Origin of the sequence: Xanthomonas sp. NCPPB 3582 (genome assembly GCF_041475735.2) — a bacterium.
In the GTDB taxonomy this organism is placed as follows: Bacteria; Pseudomonadota; Gammaproteobacteria; order Xanthomonadales; family Xanthomonadaceae; genus Xanthomonas; species Xanthomonas codiaei.
On the sequence record NZ_CM192968.1, the window covers coordinates 3155735 to 3173100 of the forward strand.

General features: G+C 61.8%; 5 protein-coding genes. All 5 read right to left on the minus strand.

Annotated features, from left to right (window positions below; all coding sequences use genetic code 11):
* Nucleotides 1–38: 38 nt before the first annotated feature.
* The 5 genes from ACCQ05_RS13295 to ACCQ05_RS13315 all read right to left on the minus strand — a co-directional run bounded on the left by ACCQ05_RS13295 (nucleotide 39) and on the right by ACCQ05_RS13315 (nucleotide 17232).
* Complete coding sequence (locus ACCQ05_RS13295) at nucleotides 39–1043, minus strand: TauD/TfdA family dioxygenase (RefSeq protein ID WP_372390805.1); 1005 nt, start codon at nucleotides 1041–1043, stop codon at nucleotides 39–41.
* Nucleotides 1040–14410: a non-ribosomal peptide synthetase gene (locus tag ACCQ05_RS13300; protein WP_372390807.1), complete on the minus strand. Its 13371-nt coding sequence runs from the start codon at nucleotides 14408–14410 to the stop codon at nucleotides 1040–1042. Before ACCQ05_RS13300 ends, ACCQ05_RS13295 begins: the two co-directional genes overlap by 4 nt.
* An 87-nt stretch (nucleotides 14411–14497) precedes the next feature.
* The gene (locus ACCQ05_RS13305; protein ID WP_372390809.1) at nucleotides 14498–15118 is read right to left on the minus strand and encodes a DUF6817 domain-containing protein; all 621 of its coding nucleotides are present in this window, start codon (nucleotides 15116–15118) and stop codon (nucleotides 14498–14500) included.
* Nucleotides 15119–15171: 53 nt separating this feature from the next.
* Nucleotides 15172–16353, minus strand: coding sequence for a cation:proton antiporter (locus ACCQ05_RS13310; RefSeq protein WP_228964084.1), 1182 nt, complete (start codon nucleotides 16351–16353; stop codon nucleotides 15172–15174).
* A 72-nt stretch (nucleotides 16354–16425) separates the two neighbouring features.
* Nucleotides 16426–17232, minus strand: coding sequence for a thioesterase II family protein (locus tag ACCQ05_RS13315; RefSeq protein ID WP_372390811.1), 807 nt, complete (start codon nucleotides 17230–17232; stop codon nucleotides 16426–16428).
* Nucleotides 17233–17366: the final 134 nt, after the last annotated feature.

Genomic DNA, 17366 nt, shown 5'->3' on the forward strand with positions numbered 1-17366 from the left:
GCGAGCGCCCAGCGGGTTGCGCAGCGCGTCCTATGCGCTCATGGGCAGCTCTCCACGCTATCTGCATCGATGGAACGCGCCATCCCCACCAGCACTTGCCGATCGCCGACGAACGAATCGCGTCCATGCGAATATAGCATGTTGTCCAGCAGCAATAGATCGTTTCGCTGCCAGTCAAAGCGTATGGCGTGACTCTGGTAAATGTTCCGGATGAGCGTCAGGTCCGAAGTCGCGATGGGTGCGCCGTCTCCGTAATAGGTGTTGCGTGGCAAATCCGCTTCGCCCACCGTGGCGAGCAGATTCCTCTGCAGTTCTTCATCCAGGCTGGACACGTGGAATAAATGCGCCTGGTTGAACCAGACCTGCGCGCCGGTGACCGGATGGCGGATGCTGGCCTGATTGATTTGCCGGGTACGCAGCCGATTGCCGTCCAGCCACTCATGACTGATCTGGTTGGCCTGACAGAACCGCTCGACCTCATCGCGCTCCTTGGTCTGAAAGACGTCGTTCCAGTGAACGTCGATATCCGAATAGTTGCGGACGTACATCACGCCATCCCGCTCGAAGCGATCGCGAACCGCATCCGGAATCAGCCGGTACACGCGTTCGCTGTTGCAGATCGGCGTTGCGCCACCGTGCTCCGACGGTACGGTGCACAGGAAACCGAGGCGCATCGCCCAACGATTGCCGTAGGCATTCTCGTTGTGCTGGGGAATCTGCAGCGAAGGATGGTATTCCGTGGCCGTGTAGACGTTCCCTCGCAATTGCGTTCTGGGCGTCGACCGGTACACGTATTCCAGGAGCTCCGCTCCGAACAACGTCGCGAGCGTGACCCCGAATTGCTGGCTGCCGGCGAATTTCAGTCCGCGGATCAAGAGCGCGCCGTTGGCTTGCAGCAATCGCTCCACGTGCTCGTGGTTTTCCGCTGCCCACTCGGCCACCCGGGCGGAACCCTGATCGACATGGAGCAGCAAGCGCGTGCCCTGGATCGAATCCAGATCGTCGACGGACACGTCGGACAAGTCGGTGATCGTTTTAGTCATGGACTTCTTCCGCATGAACTTCCTTCGGCAAATACTTTTGCATCTGTCTTCCTAACCGGGTTGCCGAGTTGTCGCAATAGCGCCAGCAAGTCGGTGCGGAGCTCGCGCATCCGATCCGTGCTGAAATGCCGGCGATCGAATTCGATGCTGCCGTCGATACCGTCGCTATCGCCACCGGAAATCGCCAACTTGACGGCGTAGGCGAACCGATCGGATGCGTAACGAACCTTGAGCTCGCCTCGCTCCTCCTTGCCCGATTTGTCGGATCCGGTCTTCGCGTTGTGGAAATTCACGTAGTTGAATGCCGCATAGGTTATCGACTCGACATCGACGAGCTTTCGCACGCGTTCGGCAGGAAACAGGGAATGCGCGTCCATGGTCAGCAGTTTTCGCGCGGTCGCGACGATTGCTTCGGCGTCGCTGTGATGTGTCGACAAGCGAGTGCAGATGGGCAGCAGACTCCAGAACAGGCCGATCGCTCCCAGCGGATCGCTGAGGCGCGGAGAACGACCGCTGCACACGACGTCCACGGTAACCGTGTCGACCATTAACAGATTCCCGAGCGCACGTTGGTAGGCCAGCAGCAACAGGGTTTTCAATGTCACGCCCTGCTGCTCTGCCTGGCGCTTGAGTTCGCTGACCAGTGTGGCGTCGACGTGTAGACCCAACGCGTTGCTCGCGCTCGCATCCGCCGTGATCGAATCCAGCGCGGGCATTGGCTGGTAATCCGTCATGAGCCCACGCCAGGCCTGTTGGTGATCCGCGAAGGTTTGCTCTTCCCGTTCCAACGCGACGTGTTCCTTGAACACGTTGACCGCCGCGGGTGTGCGCAGCACCGCTCGTTCATGACCTGACTCCCGGTACAGCGCCATCAGCTCGTTGCGCAGTTCCACCAGCGACCAACCGTCGATGATCGCGTGGTGCGTGGAAATGAACAGGCCGTAGCGCTTCTTACCATAGACGAGCAAGGTGAACCGGATGCCCGTGTCGCCCAGCGCGAACGGCCGGTCCTGCGCAATCAGGTTCGCCACCGCTTTCTCTTGCGCCGCGGAGTCCAGCTCCGACAGCTCGACCACCGCCAGTTGGAAGTCGACGCTTTTCAGCACCAGCTGAATATGCTCGCCGCTTTCCATGCGATGAAATCGGGTGCGCAGTACGGGATGCTTGTGGAGCAGATGGCGCAACGCGGCTTCCAGGCGCGCTGGTTCCAGCACGATGCCGTCGATGTCGTAGATGACACGCGGCTGATAGACCGCCTGTTCCAGACCGTGCGCACCGTGTTGTTCCAGCATGCGCTGCTGCATGGCCGTGACGGGGTAGCAATCTTCCACGGCTTCATCCATGAAAGGCGATGGATCGAATGCACCCGTCAACAAGTGTAGTGGCGCCGGCTCGGCGAGCGCGCGTGAAGCGCGTTGCTGATGAAAAGCAGCCAACTCGGCAATGGTCTGGTGGAGGAACACATCCTTCACATCGAGCGCGATGCCCGCGGCTTGCGCACGCTTCACGATCTGCACGACCCGGATCGAATCACCACCCACGGTGAAGAAGTTGTCTAGGATGCCGATTTTTTCGACCTGCAGCACGTCTTGCCAGACTACGCAGAGCTGCGTTTCCATCGGCGTTGTCGGCGCAACATATTCTGCGCGTGCCACGCGCGTTTCCGCCATCGAGAGCAAGGCGCGCCGGTCGATCTTGCCGTTCTCGGTCAATGGAATACGCTCGAGCACGACAAAGATCGAAGGCACCATGTACGGCGGCAAGAACGAGAGCAGATGTGTGCGCAACGAATTGGGCAAATGCTCGTCGTCCCGATTCGGCACGACATAGGCGACCAATCGCTGTTCCCCGCCGTGATCACCAACAAGCAGCACCACGCACTCCTTCACGTAATCGCTATTGAGCAGTTCATGCTCGACTTCGCCCAGCTCGATGCGGAAACCCCGCAACTTGGCCTGATGATCGATGCGGCCAAGGTATTCCAGTTCACCGGCGGTGGTCCAGCGCACCAGGTCGCCGGTGCGATACAGGCGCTGCCCGGCTCCGCCGAAGGGGCTGTCGATGAAGCGCTCGCGGTTGAGTTCCGGACGATTCAAGTAGCCTCGCGACACTCCGGCACCGCCTACGAACAGTTCGCCGGGCACGCCGATGGGTTGCAACGACATCGCGTCGTTGCACACATGGCAGAGCAGGTCGCGCAGTGGCACACCGATGACGCTCGAAGGTTTGCCCACGTCGGTGGTCCAGATCCGTCGATAGGTGACGTGTACGGTCGTTTCGGTGATGCCGTACATATTGATGAGCTGTGGCTGATCATCTCCGTAACGCGCGAGCCACGGCCGCAGTCGCGGCGGATCCAGCGCTTCCCCACCGAAGACGACATAGCGCAGGCGATCCAGTTCGCCCGCCTGTTGAGCCTGCTCGATGAGCAGATAGAAAGCCGAAGGCGTCTGATTCAGCACCGTCACCCCTTGCTCTTTCAGGAGTCGATGGAAATCGGGCGCGGAACGGGTGACTGCATAGGGCACGACAACGAGGCGCCCGCCGTACAACAACGCGCCCCAGATCTCCCAGACGGAGAAATCGAAAGCGTAGGAATGGAACAGGGTCCAGCAGTCGTTGTGATCGAAGCTGAAATGCTCGGCGCTGCTGTCGAACAGGCGTACGACGTGGCCGTGCTCGACCACGACTCCCTTGGGCTTGCCGGTGGAGCCTGAGGTGTAGATCACGTATGCCGCATGCGCGCTCGTGACCGCGGTGTCCTCAAGGTCCACCGCCGAACACCGGCCAATGCCTTCCGCGTGCCCGGACGCGTCCAAGTACAGTACCTGCGCAGTGGTGGGCGGCAACCGGGACTGAAGATCCTGGTGTGTGATGATCCAGGTGGCACCCGAGTCGTCAAGCATGTGTTGTGTGCGAGCAGCAGGATTGTACGTATCCATCGGCACATACGCGGCGCCGGCCTTGAGGACCGCAAGGATGCTGACGACCATGTCCGCCGAGCGCTCGATGAAGAGACCGACGAAGTCGCCCGTCCGCACACCGGACATCCGCAAGTAGTTCGCCAGCCGGTTGGCGCGTTCGTTCAGCTCGCGATAACTCAGCCTAGCACCTCCGTGAATGAGCGCGACGTTGTCCGGCCAGCGCGCCGCTTGCTGCTGAAAGAGTCGATGCAGACAAACGATCGGCGCCGCCCCGCTCACCGCCCGCGCCGCTTGCGCAGCGAAGAAACGCTGGTTGCTTTCCGTCACCACTGACAGCTGGCCAAGCGGCTTTTCCGGGGCCTCCAGCACCGCCTCGAGCAGAAGCACATAGTGCTCCGCCAGGCTAGCAACCGTTTCGGCGTCGAAGATATCGGTGCTGTAGCTCCACTCGACTTCATGGCCGTCGACACCCGGCCCAACCTGCACCGACAACTCGAACTTCGCCAGCGATTGTTCGCGCGCAATTCCCGAGATCTGGACTCCAGGCAAGGACAGATCGGTCTGCACCTGGTTTTGCAGCGAGAACAGGATCTGGAACAGTGGCGAGTGATTGAAGTTGCGCTCCGGACAGAACCGATCGACCAGCATCTCGAACGGCACATCCTGATGTTCGAAAGCCTCCAGCACCGTGGCCCGGGACGCCGCTAGGAATTCGGCGAACGACTGTTCCGTGTTCAACCGGCTGCGCAACACCAAGTTGTTGACGAAGAAACCGATCAGCGGAGCCAGCTCCTTGCGAGTGCGACCCGCGATGGGCGTGCCGACCACGATGTCGTTCTCGCGACTCCATCGTCCCAACAGCACGGCGAACGCGGCGTGCAGCACCATGAACAGAGTGGCGCCCTGTGTCTGGCCCAATTCATTCAATTGTTGCACCAGCGCCGAATCGAGCGGCACCGTGAGCGCCTTGCCGACGAAGCTCGGCTGCAGCGCACGCGGCCGATCCAGGATCAGGCCATGCACGGGCGGAATACCGGCGAGCTGCTTTTGCCAGTAATTCAACTGCTCTTCGAGGTAGTCGCCTCGAATGTGCGAACGCTGCCAAGCGGCGAAGTCGGCGTACTGGATTGCGAGTGGCGACAGCGGACTCGATCTACCCTGGACGAACGCCGCGTACAACTGGACGAGCTCTTCCATGAGCACGCTCATGGACCAGCCGTCAGAAGCGATGTGATGCATGTTGAACAGCAGCACATGAGTCTTCGCGTCCAGGGCGATGAGGCTGAGGCGCACCATCAGGTCCTGGTCCAGGCGGAAAGGCGTGAGGGCATCCGTCTCGGCAAGACGCAGAAATTCCGCTTCTCGCTCTTCTTCCGGCAGTCCAGACAGCTCGAAGCGCGCCAGCGGAAGTGCGTCGACCGGCAAGATACGTTGGCTCGCTTCCCCGGTCGCCGAGGTGGCGTAGATCGTGCGCAACACTTCATGTCGTCGCACGATCTCGCTGAAAGCCGCGTGCAAGGCGTCAACCTGTAGCTCGCCCTCCAATCTCAGCGCGACCGGCATGTTGTATTGCGCGCTGCCCTGCGTCAGCTGATCGATGAACCACATTCGCTGCTGCGCAAAGGACAAGGCCAAAGGCTGCCCATCGCGAACCACAGGGCTCACGACGGGAAGCGCCGCCGATCTTTCTTTCGTCGCGATCAGACCGGCCTGTGCGGCCAGTTCGGAATATTCGAACAACTCGCGCAACGACAAGTCGACGGAAAAACGTTCCTGGATCGCAGATGCGAGACGCACGGCACTCAGGGAGCTGCCTCCCAACGCGAAGAAATTGTCACGACGGCCGACGACAGTTTTGCCTTCGGGCACTGGCAAGGCCTTACGATCCAGCTTGCCGTTGGGCGTCAGCGGAAAGGCATCGAGCACAACGAACGCGCTCGGCAGCATGTAATCCGGCAGGCGCGAAGCCAGCTGCGTCAGCGACTCCCCCGCGGAGAAGCACGTCTCGTCGTGGCACGTGAGATACGCCACCAGGCGCTTGTCGCCCGGCATGTCCTCACGCAGCAGCACCAGCGCCTCCCGCACATTCGGCTGCGCCGCGAGCTTGCTTTCGATTTCTCCAAGCTCGATGCGGAAGCCGCGGAGTTTGATCTGGGAGTCGCGGCGACCCAGGAATTCCAGTGAGCCGTCCGGCAGCCATCGCACCAGATCGCCGGTCCTGTACATGCGCGCGCTCGCATCGCTCGCGCCGAGCTCACGTGCAAACGGATCGCTTAGGAACCGCTCGGCGCTGAGTTCATCCCGGTTGAGATAGCCCCGCGCCAGCCCGGCCCCGGCCACGAACAGCTCACCCGCGACTCCGACCGGAACCGGTTGCAATGTGGGCGTCAGCACATAGAGACGCGTATCGGCGAACCCTCGGCCGATGGGCACGTTACCCGCGCCAGCCAGAGGTTCGGACGTCACCGGATACCAAGTGCTGAACGTCGTGGTTTCGGTGGGGCCGTAGACATGCAGCAGCCGCTTCGGCATGCCTTTGCGAACGATAGTGGCAACCGCGCCCGGCGACACGGCCTCGCCGCCGAACAGCAACGTCCCCAACGCGGCAAAACAATCCGGTTTGCTTTGCGCGTGTTGATTGAACAGCGCGGTGGTCACGAAGAGCACGTTGATGCCGTCTTCGCGAATCTGCGCCGCCAGTCGCTCGGCATGGACTAGCGTGTCTTTCTCAACCACGACCAGGCGACCGCCGTTGAGCAGCGCGCCCCAGATTTCGAAGGTTGCGGCGTCGAACGACGTATTCGAGGCCTGCGCCATGACCGTGGTGCTGTCGAGCTGCACGTAGTCTTGCGTGGTGACCAGGCGCACCACGCTGTGGTGCTCGACCATCACGCCCTTGGGCTCACCGGTCGAACCCGAGGTGTAGATGACATACGCTAGGTGAGAGTCGTTCAGATCGGGAGACTTGACCGGATCATGCGTGGGCTGCGACTTCAGAACCTCACCATCGGACGGCGCGTCCAGCACCAGCGTCGGCAGCGCATGCATGCCCACTCGCTCCGCCAGCGAAAGTTGTGTCAGCAACGCCACGGGAGCGCTGTCGGACAGCATGTACTGGATGCGATCCTGAGGATAGGTAGGGTCCAGCGGGACATAGCAGCCACCGGCCTTCAGCACGGCCAGCAGGCTGGTCACCATGTCCACGCCCTGCCTGAGGCATACAGCGACCCGGTCGTCGGGCTTCACACCCAGGGACCTCAGGTAGTGCGCCAACTGGTTCGCGCGCGCATTGAGCGTGGCGTAGTCGAGCACTTCACCTCGATGAACCACCGCCACCGAGTCCGGGCATGCGTGAACCTGCGCCTCGAACAGTTCGTGCACGAGCGCGGTTCGTGTGTAGTCGGAGGTGGCATGGTTGAAGCCCGCTAGCAGTTGCTGTCGCTCACCCTGAGGCAGGATATCCAAGGTCAGAACGTCTTCGCTGTTACCGTCTTCCACTGCGCGGCCCACGTTCTGGATCGCGGAACTGAAATAGTCAGTGACGCGGGTGACGCTCAATAGTCCGATCCAGAGTGTCGACAGTGCGATTTCGATCTCACCCTGCGGCGCTTCGTAGACCGGCGCCTCGCGGCCGCTGGTCCCGAGCGCCGGCAACGCGGGATCATGCGCATCGTAGGCAGAATCCAGAGCGAGCCGCTGTGCACGTGTGCCGACCATCGATACCGGCAGGCGCTGGATCGGGCACTCCGGCTCCGCGACCAGTGCGGCCAACAGCTGCGCAAACGCGTCCGCCATATGGGCGATGCTCTGCGCGGCGAACAGTTCCGTGCAGTACTCCCAATTGGCTCTGATGCCATCCGGACCGTCGTGTAACGCCAGCATCAGATCGAACTTCGCGGTGTGTTGTTCCGCCTCCAGCGCCTCGATGCTCAAACCAGGCAGTTCCAGTTTCGACTGATCCTGGCTGCTTTGCAGCGTGAACATGATCTGGAACAGCGGGCTGTGGCTGAAGCTGCGTTCCGGCTGCAGTTTTTCCACCAGTATTTCGAATGGAATGTGCTGGTGTTCGAAAGCCGCCAGCGCCATGCGCTTGTTTCGTTGCAGCAGCATCGCGAAAGAAGGATCGCCGGACAAGTCGCTGCGCAGCACGAGCGTATTGACAAAAAAGCCGATCAACGACGCGAGCTCGGGTTGTGCCCGATTTGCGATGGCCGTTCCCATGACGATGTCGGTCTCACCGCTGTACTTCATGAGCAGCGTCGCGAAGGCCGTCTGCAGGGTCATGAACAGCGTAGTGCCCTGAGCGACGCTCAATGCGTGCAGTCGTTCGCTCAGCGATTGGTCGAACTGCTGATCGTGCACCGCACCGGCGAACCGTTGCACGGCCGGCCGCGGGAAGTCGGTGGGTAGCCGATGCACTTGCGGCAGGGCCGCCAACTGACGCAGCCAGTAGTTCAAGTGCCGGTCCAGCACTTCTCCTTGCAGCCAACCCCGTTGCCACTGGGCAAAGTCCGCATATTGCGCCGGCGGGGATGGCAGCGCCAACGGCTCTCCATCCTTGAATGCCCGATACAGCTTCACGAACTCGTTCACAAGTACATTCTGGGACCAGCCGTCGGAAGCGATGTGATGCATCGTGAACAGCAACACGTGTTCTTCGGAGCCCAACACGAGCACCGCAAGCCGGAGCATGGCGTCCTGCCGCAAATCAAACGGCTTGTTGGCTTCCGCTTCCGCCAGCTCGCGCGCTCGCCGGCTCCGTGACTCATTTGGAATGTCGCGCAGATCCACGGTCGAGAACGGAATGGAATCCAGCTCACGAATGCGCTGACAGGGCTCGCCTGACTCCGAAGCGGCATAAACGGTTCGCAACACTTCATGTCGGGCGACAATCGCATCTAGCGCTTTCTTCAGCGCTTCGACATCCAGCTCGCCTGTTAACTGCAGCGATAGCGGCATATTGTATTGAGTGCCGCCGGGCGCGATCTGGTCGATGAGCCACAAACGCTGCTGCGCGAACGACAACGCCAGCGGCCGGCCGTCGCGCGCCGCTTTTTCAATCCGCGGTAGTTCGACTCGCCGATCTTTCGTGGCAATAAGTTCCGCCTGCGCGGCAAGCTCCGGATGCTCGAACAACTCACGGAATGTCAGCTCGATGCCGAAATGTTCCCGGATCGCGAACTCCAGGCGCACGGCACTCAAGGAACTGCCGCCCAGGGCGAAGAAATGGTGGCGACGGCCGACGGCAGGAACACTCAACACGTCTTGCCAGAGTGCTGCCAGCCGCATCTCGAACTCGCCCCTCGGAGCTTCGTATGCGGGGCCTTCCGCTTCAAGGTCCTTCTCGACATGCGCGTCGATCTTTCCGAGGTACTCGAGCTTGCCACCCGGCAGCCAGCGTGCCCGATCGCCCGATCTGAGCAGCGACACCGCGGGATCGTCCGAAAACGGATGCGGTACGAGACGCTGTGCCAGCTCCGGGTGGTTCGAACTGCGTTGCGCGAGGCCGGTACCCGCGATGTACAACTCTCCCGCAACGCCGATGGGCAACAATTGCCGGTCTCGATCCAGCACGTAGAGTCGGGTATCCACGATTGTATTCACCTCTGCCTCCGAGCCTGACAACTCGTGGATGAATGCGTCTGCTGGATGCGCTACCGGCGCGCCAGCGAATTCTTCCAGCAGCCGGTGCCGTGTCCTCGCGGAGACGAATGGCAACGAATGGATCAGCCTGTTCGGCTCCGCCACGATGCCGGCCAGCAACTCGGCGAAAGCCTCGGCCAGGCTCGCGATGCTCGTCGCATGGAACAGTTCGGCGCAGTACTCCCAATTCATCCACACGCCGTCATCGGTTTCGCGCAGCGCCAGCGTCAGATCGAACTTGGCCGTGTGCTGTCCCTGCTCCAGGGCCTGCATGCTCAAGCCGGGCAACGTCAGCGTGCCCTGCTCGCCGGTCTGCAGCGTGAACATGATCTGGAACAAGGGGCTCTGGTGGAAACTGCGCTCGGGCTGCAGTTTGTCGACCAGCATCTCGAAGGGGATGTGTTGATGCTCGTAGGCCTCGAGCGACGTTTTCCTGGCCCGTTGCAGGAAGTCGATGAACGACGGGTTGCCCGACAAATCGCTGCGCAACACCAGCGTATTCACGAAGAATCCGATGAGGGGCGACAACTCCGCCTGCGTGCGGTTTGCGATGGGCGTGCCCATCACGATGTCGGTCTCGCCACTGCAGCGCGCCAGAAGTACGGCGAATGCCGCCTGCAGCGTCATGAACAGCGTGGTGCCGCTTTCCAGGCTCAATTTCCGCAGACGTTCGCCCAGCGCTTGGTCCAGACGCTGCAAATGCAGCGCACCCGCGAAGTGTTGCACCGCCGATCGGGGGAAATCCAGGTGCAAGCCGTGCACGGCGGGCAGGCCATCCAGTTGCGTCAACCAGTAGTCCAGTTGTTGCGTCAGCACTTCACCTTGCAGCCACTGGCGCTGCCAGTGGGCGAAGTCCGCATATTGGATCGACAACGCCGGCAAGGAATGATCGGCACCTCTCGAAAACGCGTCGTACAGCGCGGCGAACTCCGTCGTCAGCACGCCGATCGACCAGCCGTCCGAGGCGACGTGGTGCATGTTGAACAGCAGCACGTGTTCCTGCCCGGACAATGCCAGCAGACTCGCCCTCAACATCAGGTCGTTGCCGAGATCAAATGGCCGCGTGGCATCGGCTGCCGCCAGCGCGTGCACGCGTTCTTCTCGCGCAGCCGCGTCGAGGTGCGTCAGATCGACCACCGTCATCGGTATCGAAGAAGCGGCCTGCACGACGACGTAGGCTTCGCCCTCGTCACGGGTGCAAAAAACGCTGCGCAAGACTTCATGTCGCGCGACGATCGTATCCAGCGCACGCTGCAATGCTTCCCGATCCAGGAGACCGCGCAGCCGGAAGGCGAACGGCATGTTGTACTGACTGCTGCCCGCTAGCCTGTCTATGAGCCACAGGCGCTGCTGCGCGAAGGACAAAGGCAGCGCCGACTCCCGCGACACGCGCGGAATCCGCACGATCGATCCCGTGGTCGCCGAGTCGATCAAGCCCGCCAGTGCTCGAATCGTCGGGTGGGAAAAGACGTCGGCGATCTTCAGGCTTGCGGCGAACTCCTGATTGACGGTACCGACCAGGCGGGTGACCAGCAGGGAATGTCCGCCAAGTTCGAAGAACGATGCCGTCACGTCGTCACAAGGGACATGGAGCAAATCGTTCCACAGTGCGGCCAGGCGACGCTCGGTCTCGGTCTCCGGGGGCACCGTCGCCTGTACCGGATCGAACCCGGGTTCCGGCAAGCGGCGCCTGTCCACTTTTCCGTTGGCGGACAGCGGCAGCTCGTCCAGCAGGACGATGCCGGAAGGCACCATGTAGTCAGGCAGCTCCTGACGGAGCGCATCGCGCAACTGCGTCGCCAACTGCTCGTGACCGGATTCCCCGGCAGGCACGGCATACGCCACGAGGCGCTTCCCGCCGTGCTCGTCTTCATGGGCGACGAGCACGGCCTGGGCGACCCGAGGATCGCTGCGCAGGTGGTGCTCGATTTCCTGCAGTTCGACGCGGAAACCGCGGATCTTCACCTGGTCGTCGCACCGCCCCAGGAATTCGAGCGCGCCCTCGGGCAACCACCGCACCAGGTCGCCGCTCTGGTAGAGCCACTCGGCATGCGCATCGCCGAAAGGATTCCGGATGAATTTGTCGGCGGTGAGATCGGGCCGATTGAGGTAGCCCTTCGCCAGCCCCTGCCCGCCGATGTATAGCTCGCCGCTGACACCCGCGGGCACAAGCTCCCGTGCCGCGTTGAGCACATACAACACGGTGTTGTCCATCGGACGACCGATGGGAATGGTTTTCTCCAGACGGTCCAGTTGCGCCGTGACATCGAACATCGCGCAACCGACGGTCGCCTCGGTGGGACCGTAGTGATTGAAGATCTGGCTGCACGGAAAACGCGATTGCAGTCCGCGCGCCAGTTCCGGCGGGAAGCCGGCGCCGCCGATGACGAAGACGTGCGCCGCTTCCAGGCGGGTGGCGGACGGCAGCAAATCCAGCAATGCCTGCGCATGCAGCGGCGTCATGCGCAGAAGGTAACGGTCCTGCGCGAAAGCCAGACGCGTCGCCAGCGCTTCCAGTTCCCCTTGCGGCGGTATGAACTCGACACACCCTCCCGCAAGCAGGGGCAGGAACAGACTGGGGACGGTGATGTCGAATGCGTGAGACGTCACCACCAGCGAACCGGCGAGCTCCTGTGCGTAGTAGCGACCGAGTGCATAACCGCAGTAGTCCGCCAGGCTGGCGTGCGCGATCTCGACGCCCTTGGGCACGCCCGTCGACCCCGAGGTGTAGATGATGTAGGCGCTGTCGTCGGGACCCACTTCCGTGCCGTACGCAGCGGGACCGTGGTCCGGGTATTCCGCGAACCATGTCTCGGCCAGGACATCGTCCAGCTCGAGCAAGTCGATGCCGGACACGGGCACCTTGGCACGCAGCGCGGACTGCGCCACCACGAGTTCGATGCCCGCGTCCTCGATCACGACCGCCAGCCGTTTCGTGGTGCTGTTCGGATCGAACGGAACATAGGCGGCGCGGCATTTCCAGATCGCTAGCAGCGCCACCATCAGCTCCGGCGATCGTGTGGCATGCACGCCAACCACCGCGCCCGGCTCGATGCCCGCCTCCATGAGGCAATGCGCCAGGCGGTTGGCTTTTCGATTAAGTTCGGCGTAACTCAGCACCGCGTCTGCGCATCGTACGGCGGGGGCGTTCGGTGTCCGTGTGGCCTGGTCCTCGAAGCGCCTCGGCAGGATGCAGTCGTGCGAATGGTCCGCGACCTTTGCGTTCCACTCGACCGCGATCTGGTGCCGTTCCGCGCTGTCGAGCATGGGGAGATTCAGGATCGGCGTATCCGGCGCCGCGACCATGCTCCGCAGCAGCGTGCCCAGATGCCGGCACATGCGTTCGATCGTGGCAGGCGTGAACAGCGCGGAACAATAGGTCCACGTCGCCTGCAATCCATCCGGGAACTCTTGCATGCCCAGGTGGATGTCGTACTTGGCCGCGACATGCCCGGTATCGACCTGGGACAGGGTCAACTCAGGCAAACGCAGTTCGTCCTGCTCGTTGTTCTGGAGCACGAACATGATCTGGTACAACGCGCCGTGACGGGTGCTGCGCTCGGGGCGCAGCCGGCCGACCAGCAGTTCGAAGGGAATGTGCTGGTGATCGTACGCCTGCAGCGCCATCTGCTTGTTCTTCTGCAGCAGCTCGCTGAAACGCGGGTTTCCGGACAAGTCGCTGCGCAGGATCAGCGTATTGATGAAGAAGCCGATCAACGGTGACAGCTCGGCCTGGGTACGATTAGCGATGGGCATTCCCATCACGATGTCCGTTTCATTGCTGTAGCGGGACAGCAGCACCGCAAACGCGGTCTGCAACGTCATGAACAGCGTCGTGCCTTGCGCCAGGCTGAGTGCCTTGAGCTGATCGCTCAAGGTCCGGTCGAAGACATGGACGTAACTGCCTCCTTCGAAGCTCTGAGCGGCAGGTCGTGGGAAATCCAGCGGCAGACTGTGCACCTGCGGCAAATCCGCGAGCTGTTTCTCCCAGAAATCAAGGTGCTGCTCCAGGACGTCGCCTTGCAGCCAGTTTCGTTGCCACCATGCGAAATCGCGGTACTGCACCGGCAGCGGCGGCAGCGGATCCGCCGCGCCGTTCGAATAGGCGTCGTACAAGGTCACGAATTCCTGCGTCAGCACGCCCATCGACCAGCCGTCCGAGGCAATGTGATGCATCGTGAACAACAGGACCTGCTCGTGTCCGGCAAGCATCACCAGGCTCGCGCGCAGCATCAGGTCGCGCCGCAAATCGAACGGTTTCTTCGCCTCGGCGAGCGCCAACGAGCGCATGTGCTCGTCACGCTCCTCGGCGTCGAAGTGCGAGAGATCGACGACGGCGATGGTCACCGGCATCGCATCCATCGTTCGAACGCCCGCCTCCCCATCGCCCAGCGTGCAGTACACGCTGCGCAAGATTTCGTGACGCACGACGATTCGATCCAGCGCCCGTTGCAACGCATCCCGGTTCAGCTGGCCCGTCAGGTGCAAGGCATACGGCATGTTGTACTGGGTGCTCACGCCGCCATCAAGCTGATCGATGAACCACAGTCGCTGCTGCGCGAACGACAGCACCGGAGCGGCATCGGCGGGACGAGCGCGCAGCTGCGAGACCTTCGCCTTCTTTCGTGCCTCGATGAAGTCGATGATGTCCTGCTTGTTCGACTTGATTTGCGACTTGACGTCCTCGCTCAGCGCCTGCCAGTTGCCTTCGATGAGCAACTTGTCCTGCGAAACGCTGAGCTTGACCCCTTGCTTGATCAGGGCCCGCAGCAAATCTCTGATTTCCGTCGTGCTTTGCACTCTGTCTCTTCCTCTTCGTGCAGCAGGGGCTGTCCCAGGCAATCCTTCTCGTGCGCTCTTCGATCCGGCGCTACCGGCCGTGTCGTCTCACAGCCTCTGCAGCACCCAGAACAACGGCTGGAAGGCGAGGTATTGCCACCGCGATATCAGATGACTGGCGAAAACCGGCGCCAATTCGGCGTTGCACGCCTCGGTCAGGTGCTGTCTGAGATGCATCCACTTCCGACCCAGCTTGGTCAGCACGAACTTCCCGACGAACCCGAGGTCCAGGCACTGATCCAACGTGTTCGCGTACTCCATGTGCAAGAGGGCAACCCACTCTTCCTGCGAAATGGGCGTGCGTCTTTCCGCCTCGCGGAACCGGATGGCCTGCGGCGCTCCGCTTTCGAACATGCTGATCCGGCGAATGGAACAGAAGAGATAGACCAGCCGCTCGGCGTCCTCGCCAATCAGCGCGCGGACCTCGTCCCTGTCGTCCAGCGTCAACGCATTGCGCTTGAAGCCGTCGGTGCCGTACATGCTGTGGAACAGCCCGGCGTAACACACGGACTCGGGCAATCCCCAGCGGCGAAGCAAGCGGTAGGTTCCTTCCAGATGGTCGAGGAAGTGCCGCCCGGAGTGGAGTTGCTTGCCGGCGCCCAACCCGATCAGGTACTGGCGGCAGGACTCGAATTTCTCGTCGGTCGGGGGATGTGCTGTCTCGCTCATGCGATCTCTTCAGTTTGCCGAATTCCATGTGCATGTGGCTGCCGGAAGACCGACTACGCTGTCTGGCTTTGGCTTTGCGTCAGCCACTGCCTCAGCAGCAATGGCGTGATGACCGTGGTCGCCATCCCGACCAGCAACAGCGCGGAATACAGCCCCTGATCAACCAATCCGGCGTGATAGGCGATGCTGGCCACCACCATCTCCATCACGCCGCGCGCATTCATGATGGCGCCCACGCCGAGCGCTTCCTGATGAGGCATGTTCTTCAACCGCGCCATCACGTAACCGCCCAGCAGCTTGGACGCGATCGCGACCAGCACCAGACCCGCCACCAGCGACGGGTTGTTCAGCGTGCCCAACTGGAACTGGATCCCCTGATACGCAAGGAACAATGGTCCGAACAGGCTGACCGTGATCACTTCGCAGCTGCGCTCCAGTTTCTCGAAGTGCGCATCGCCGATGAGGTCGCGGGTGATCATCAGTGCTGCGAAAAAGACACCGATCACGAAGTGGAATCCAAGCAACTCGCTGAGCGCGCCGAATGCGAACGTGAACAACAGCGTCGCGATCAGCACGGTATCGGAATACTTCGAGCTGGTCTTGCGAGTCAACCGCAGCGCACTCAAACGCAGGCATGCGAGGTGACCAACCCCGATAAATGCGAGGAGCGCCACCAGTTTGGCCATCGAAATGCCCGCGGCGGGCAACCAATTCCCGGCCGATGGCGAGGCCAGCGAGAGCGCGACGCCCAGCACCATCAGCACGATGACATCGGACAACAGCGCGCTCGCGATCGCCACTCTCGCGATGCTCGTGTCGAGCATGCGGAAGCTGCTCAGGATGCGCAGTGCGACCGGCAACGCCGTCACCGACAGACACAAGGTAACGACGAGCCCCGGAATCAATGCCATCCCGACCAGCCAGGCGAACGTGCCTGCCGCGGCGGTCGGAATGGCGAACCCCACCAGCAGAGCGAACGAGCGCTTGCCGCGAAAGACATCGAGCACGTGCCGCATGCCCATTTCGAGGCCGGCAGCAAGCACGATGAACAGCACGGACAAGTCGGAGATGGCGGAAAACGTCGGGCCCGCTTGCATCCAGTTCAGCGCGGACGGCCCGAGCAGGATGCCCGCCACCATGTGACCGACCAGGGCGGGTTGTCCCAATCGCTCGGCGAACCACCCGAAGAGATGGGCGCCGATCAGCATCAGACACAAAGCTTCGATGAGCGTCATGGGAAATCCGAATCCTTTCTGCTTGAAATCATTGCGGGGTGCAAAACCTGCTTGCCGAGGGACGATGTCATGTCAGCCAGTCGCTTCCCGTAGATCCTCGGCCACACGCCCGGTTGTTAGCCCGCCAAGGATCTCGCCGACTCTTTCCAGAACCAGCGCCTGCTGCGAATGAATGAAGAAGTGGTCGCCGGAGAATTCCGCGAACGCGATGTCTCCGGTTTCGAAGTTGGCGCGCCATGCCTCGATATCCGCCTCTGGAATATCCGTGTCGAGTCGCCCCCAGAAAATGCTCGCCGGCGTGTTCAGCTTGATGTCGGCGCAGTACTTGTGGGTCTCGCTCACTTTGAAATCGGCGCGCAGGACCGGCACGAACAAGTTCATCAGCTCCATGTTGCTAAGCAGTTCTTCAGGCGTGCCGTTGATGGAGCGCAACTCTTCGATGAAGGCATCGTGCGGAAGGTCGTGGGTATTCGGATGCACACGAGGCAGATGCGGGGCGCGTCTGCCGGACAGGATGATGTGCTGCAAGCCGCCGATGCCGCGCCGCTGCAGCTCTCTGGCCAATTCGAAGCAGATCAGCGCGCCGTTGCTGTGCCCGAAGAACACGAAAGGCAGATCGTCGAGGCCACGCAGCTCGACGATGAGACGCGCGACAATCTCGGCCAGCGAATCGATCGGCTTTTCGCTGATCCGGTTACTGCGGCCCGGCAACTGCACCCCGACGACGTCGACGCCCTCGAATACCCTTCCCCATGGTTCGAACAGACCGGCGCTGCCGCCGGCGTACGGAAAACAGAACAGGCGCAGCCGTGCCTGATGATTGCGCTTGAATCGCATGAACCAGGGGCTCTGCCTGGATTCGGACTGGATGATTTTCATCACAACTCCCAGACCTCGGCCGACGAATGCCGGTCTTTCTCGCTTGCCGGTTCGCTGCCGATGCCATCAAGACCACGCGCCAATTCGTTCTCCTCATCGATGTATGCGCTCAACTCGAACACTGTTTGCAGGTT

Coding starts and splice junctions, on each gene's coding strand:
- ACCQ05_RS13295 (WP_372390805.1), bottom strand. CDS start 1,043: ATGACTAAAACGATCACCGACTTGTCCGACGTGTCCGTCGACGATCTG.
- ACCQ05_RS13315 (WP_372390811.1), bottom strand. CDS start 17,232: ATGAAAATCATCCAGTCCGAATCCAGGCAGAGCCCCTGGTTCATGCGA.
- ACCQ05_RS13310 (WP_228964084.1), bottom strand. CDS start 16,353: ATGACGCTCATCGAAGCTTTGTGTCTGATGCTGATCGGCGCCCATCTC.
- ACCQ05_RS13305 (WP_372390809.1), bottom strand. CDS start 15,118: ATGAGCGAGACAGCACATCCCCCGACCGACGAGAAATTCGAGTCCTGC.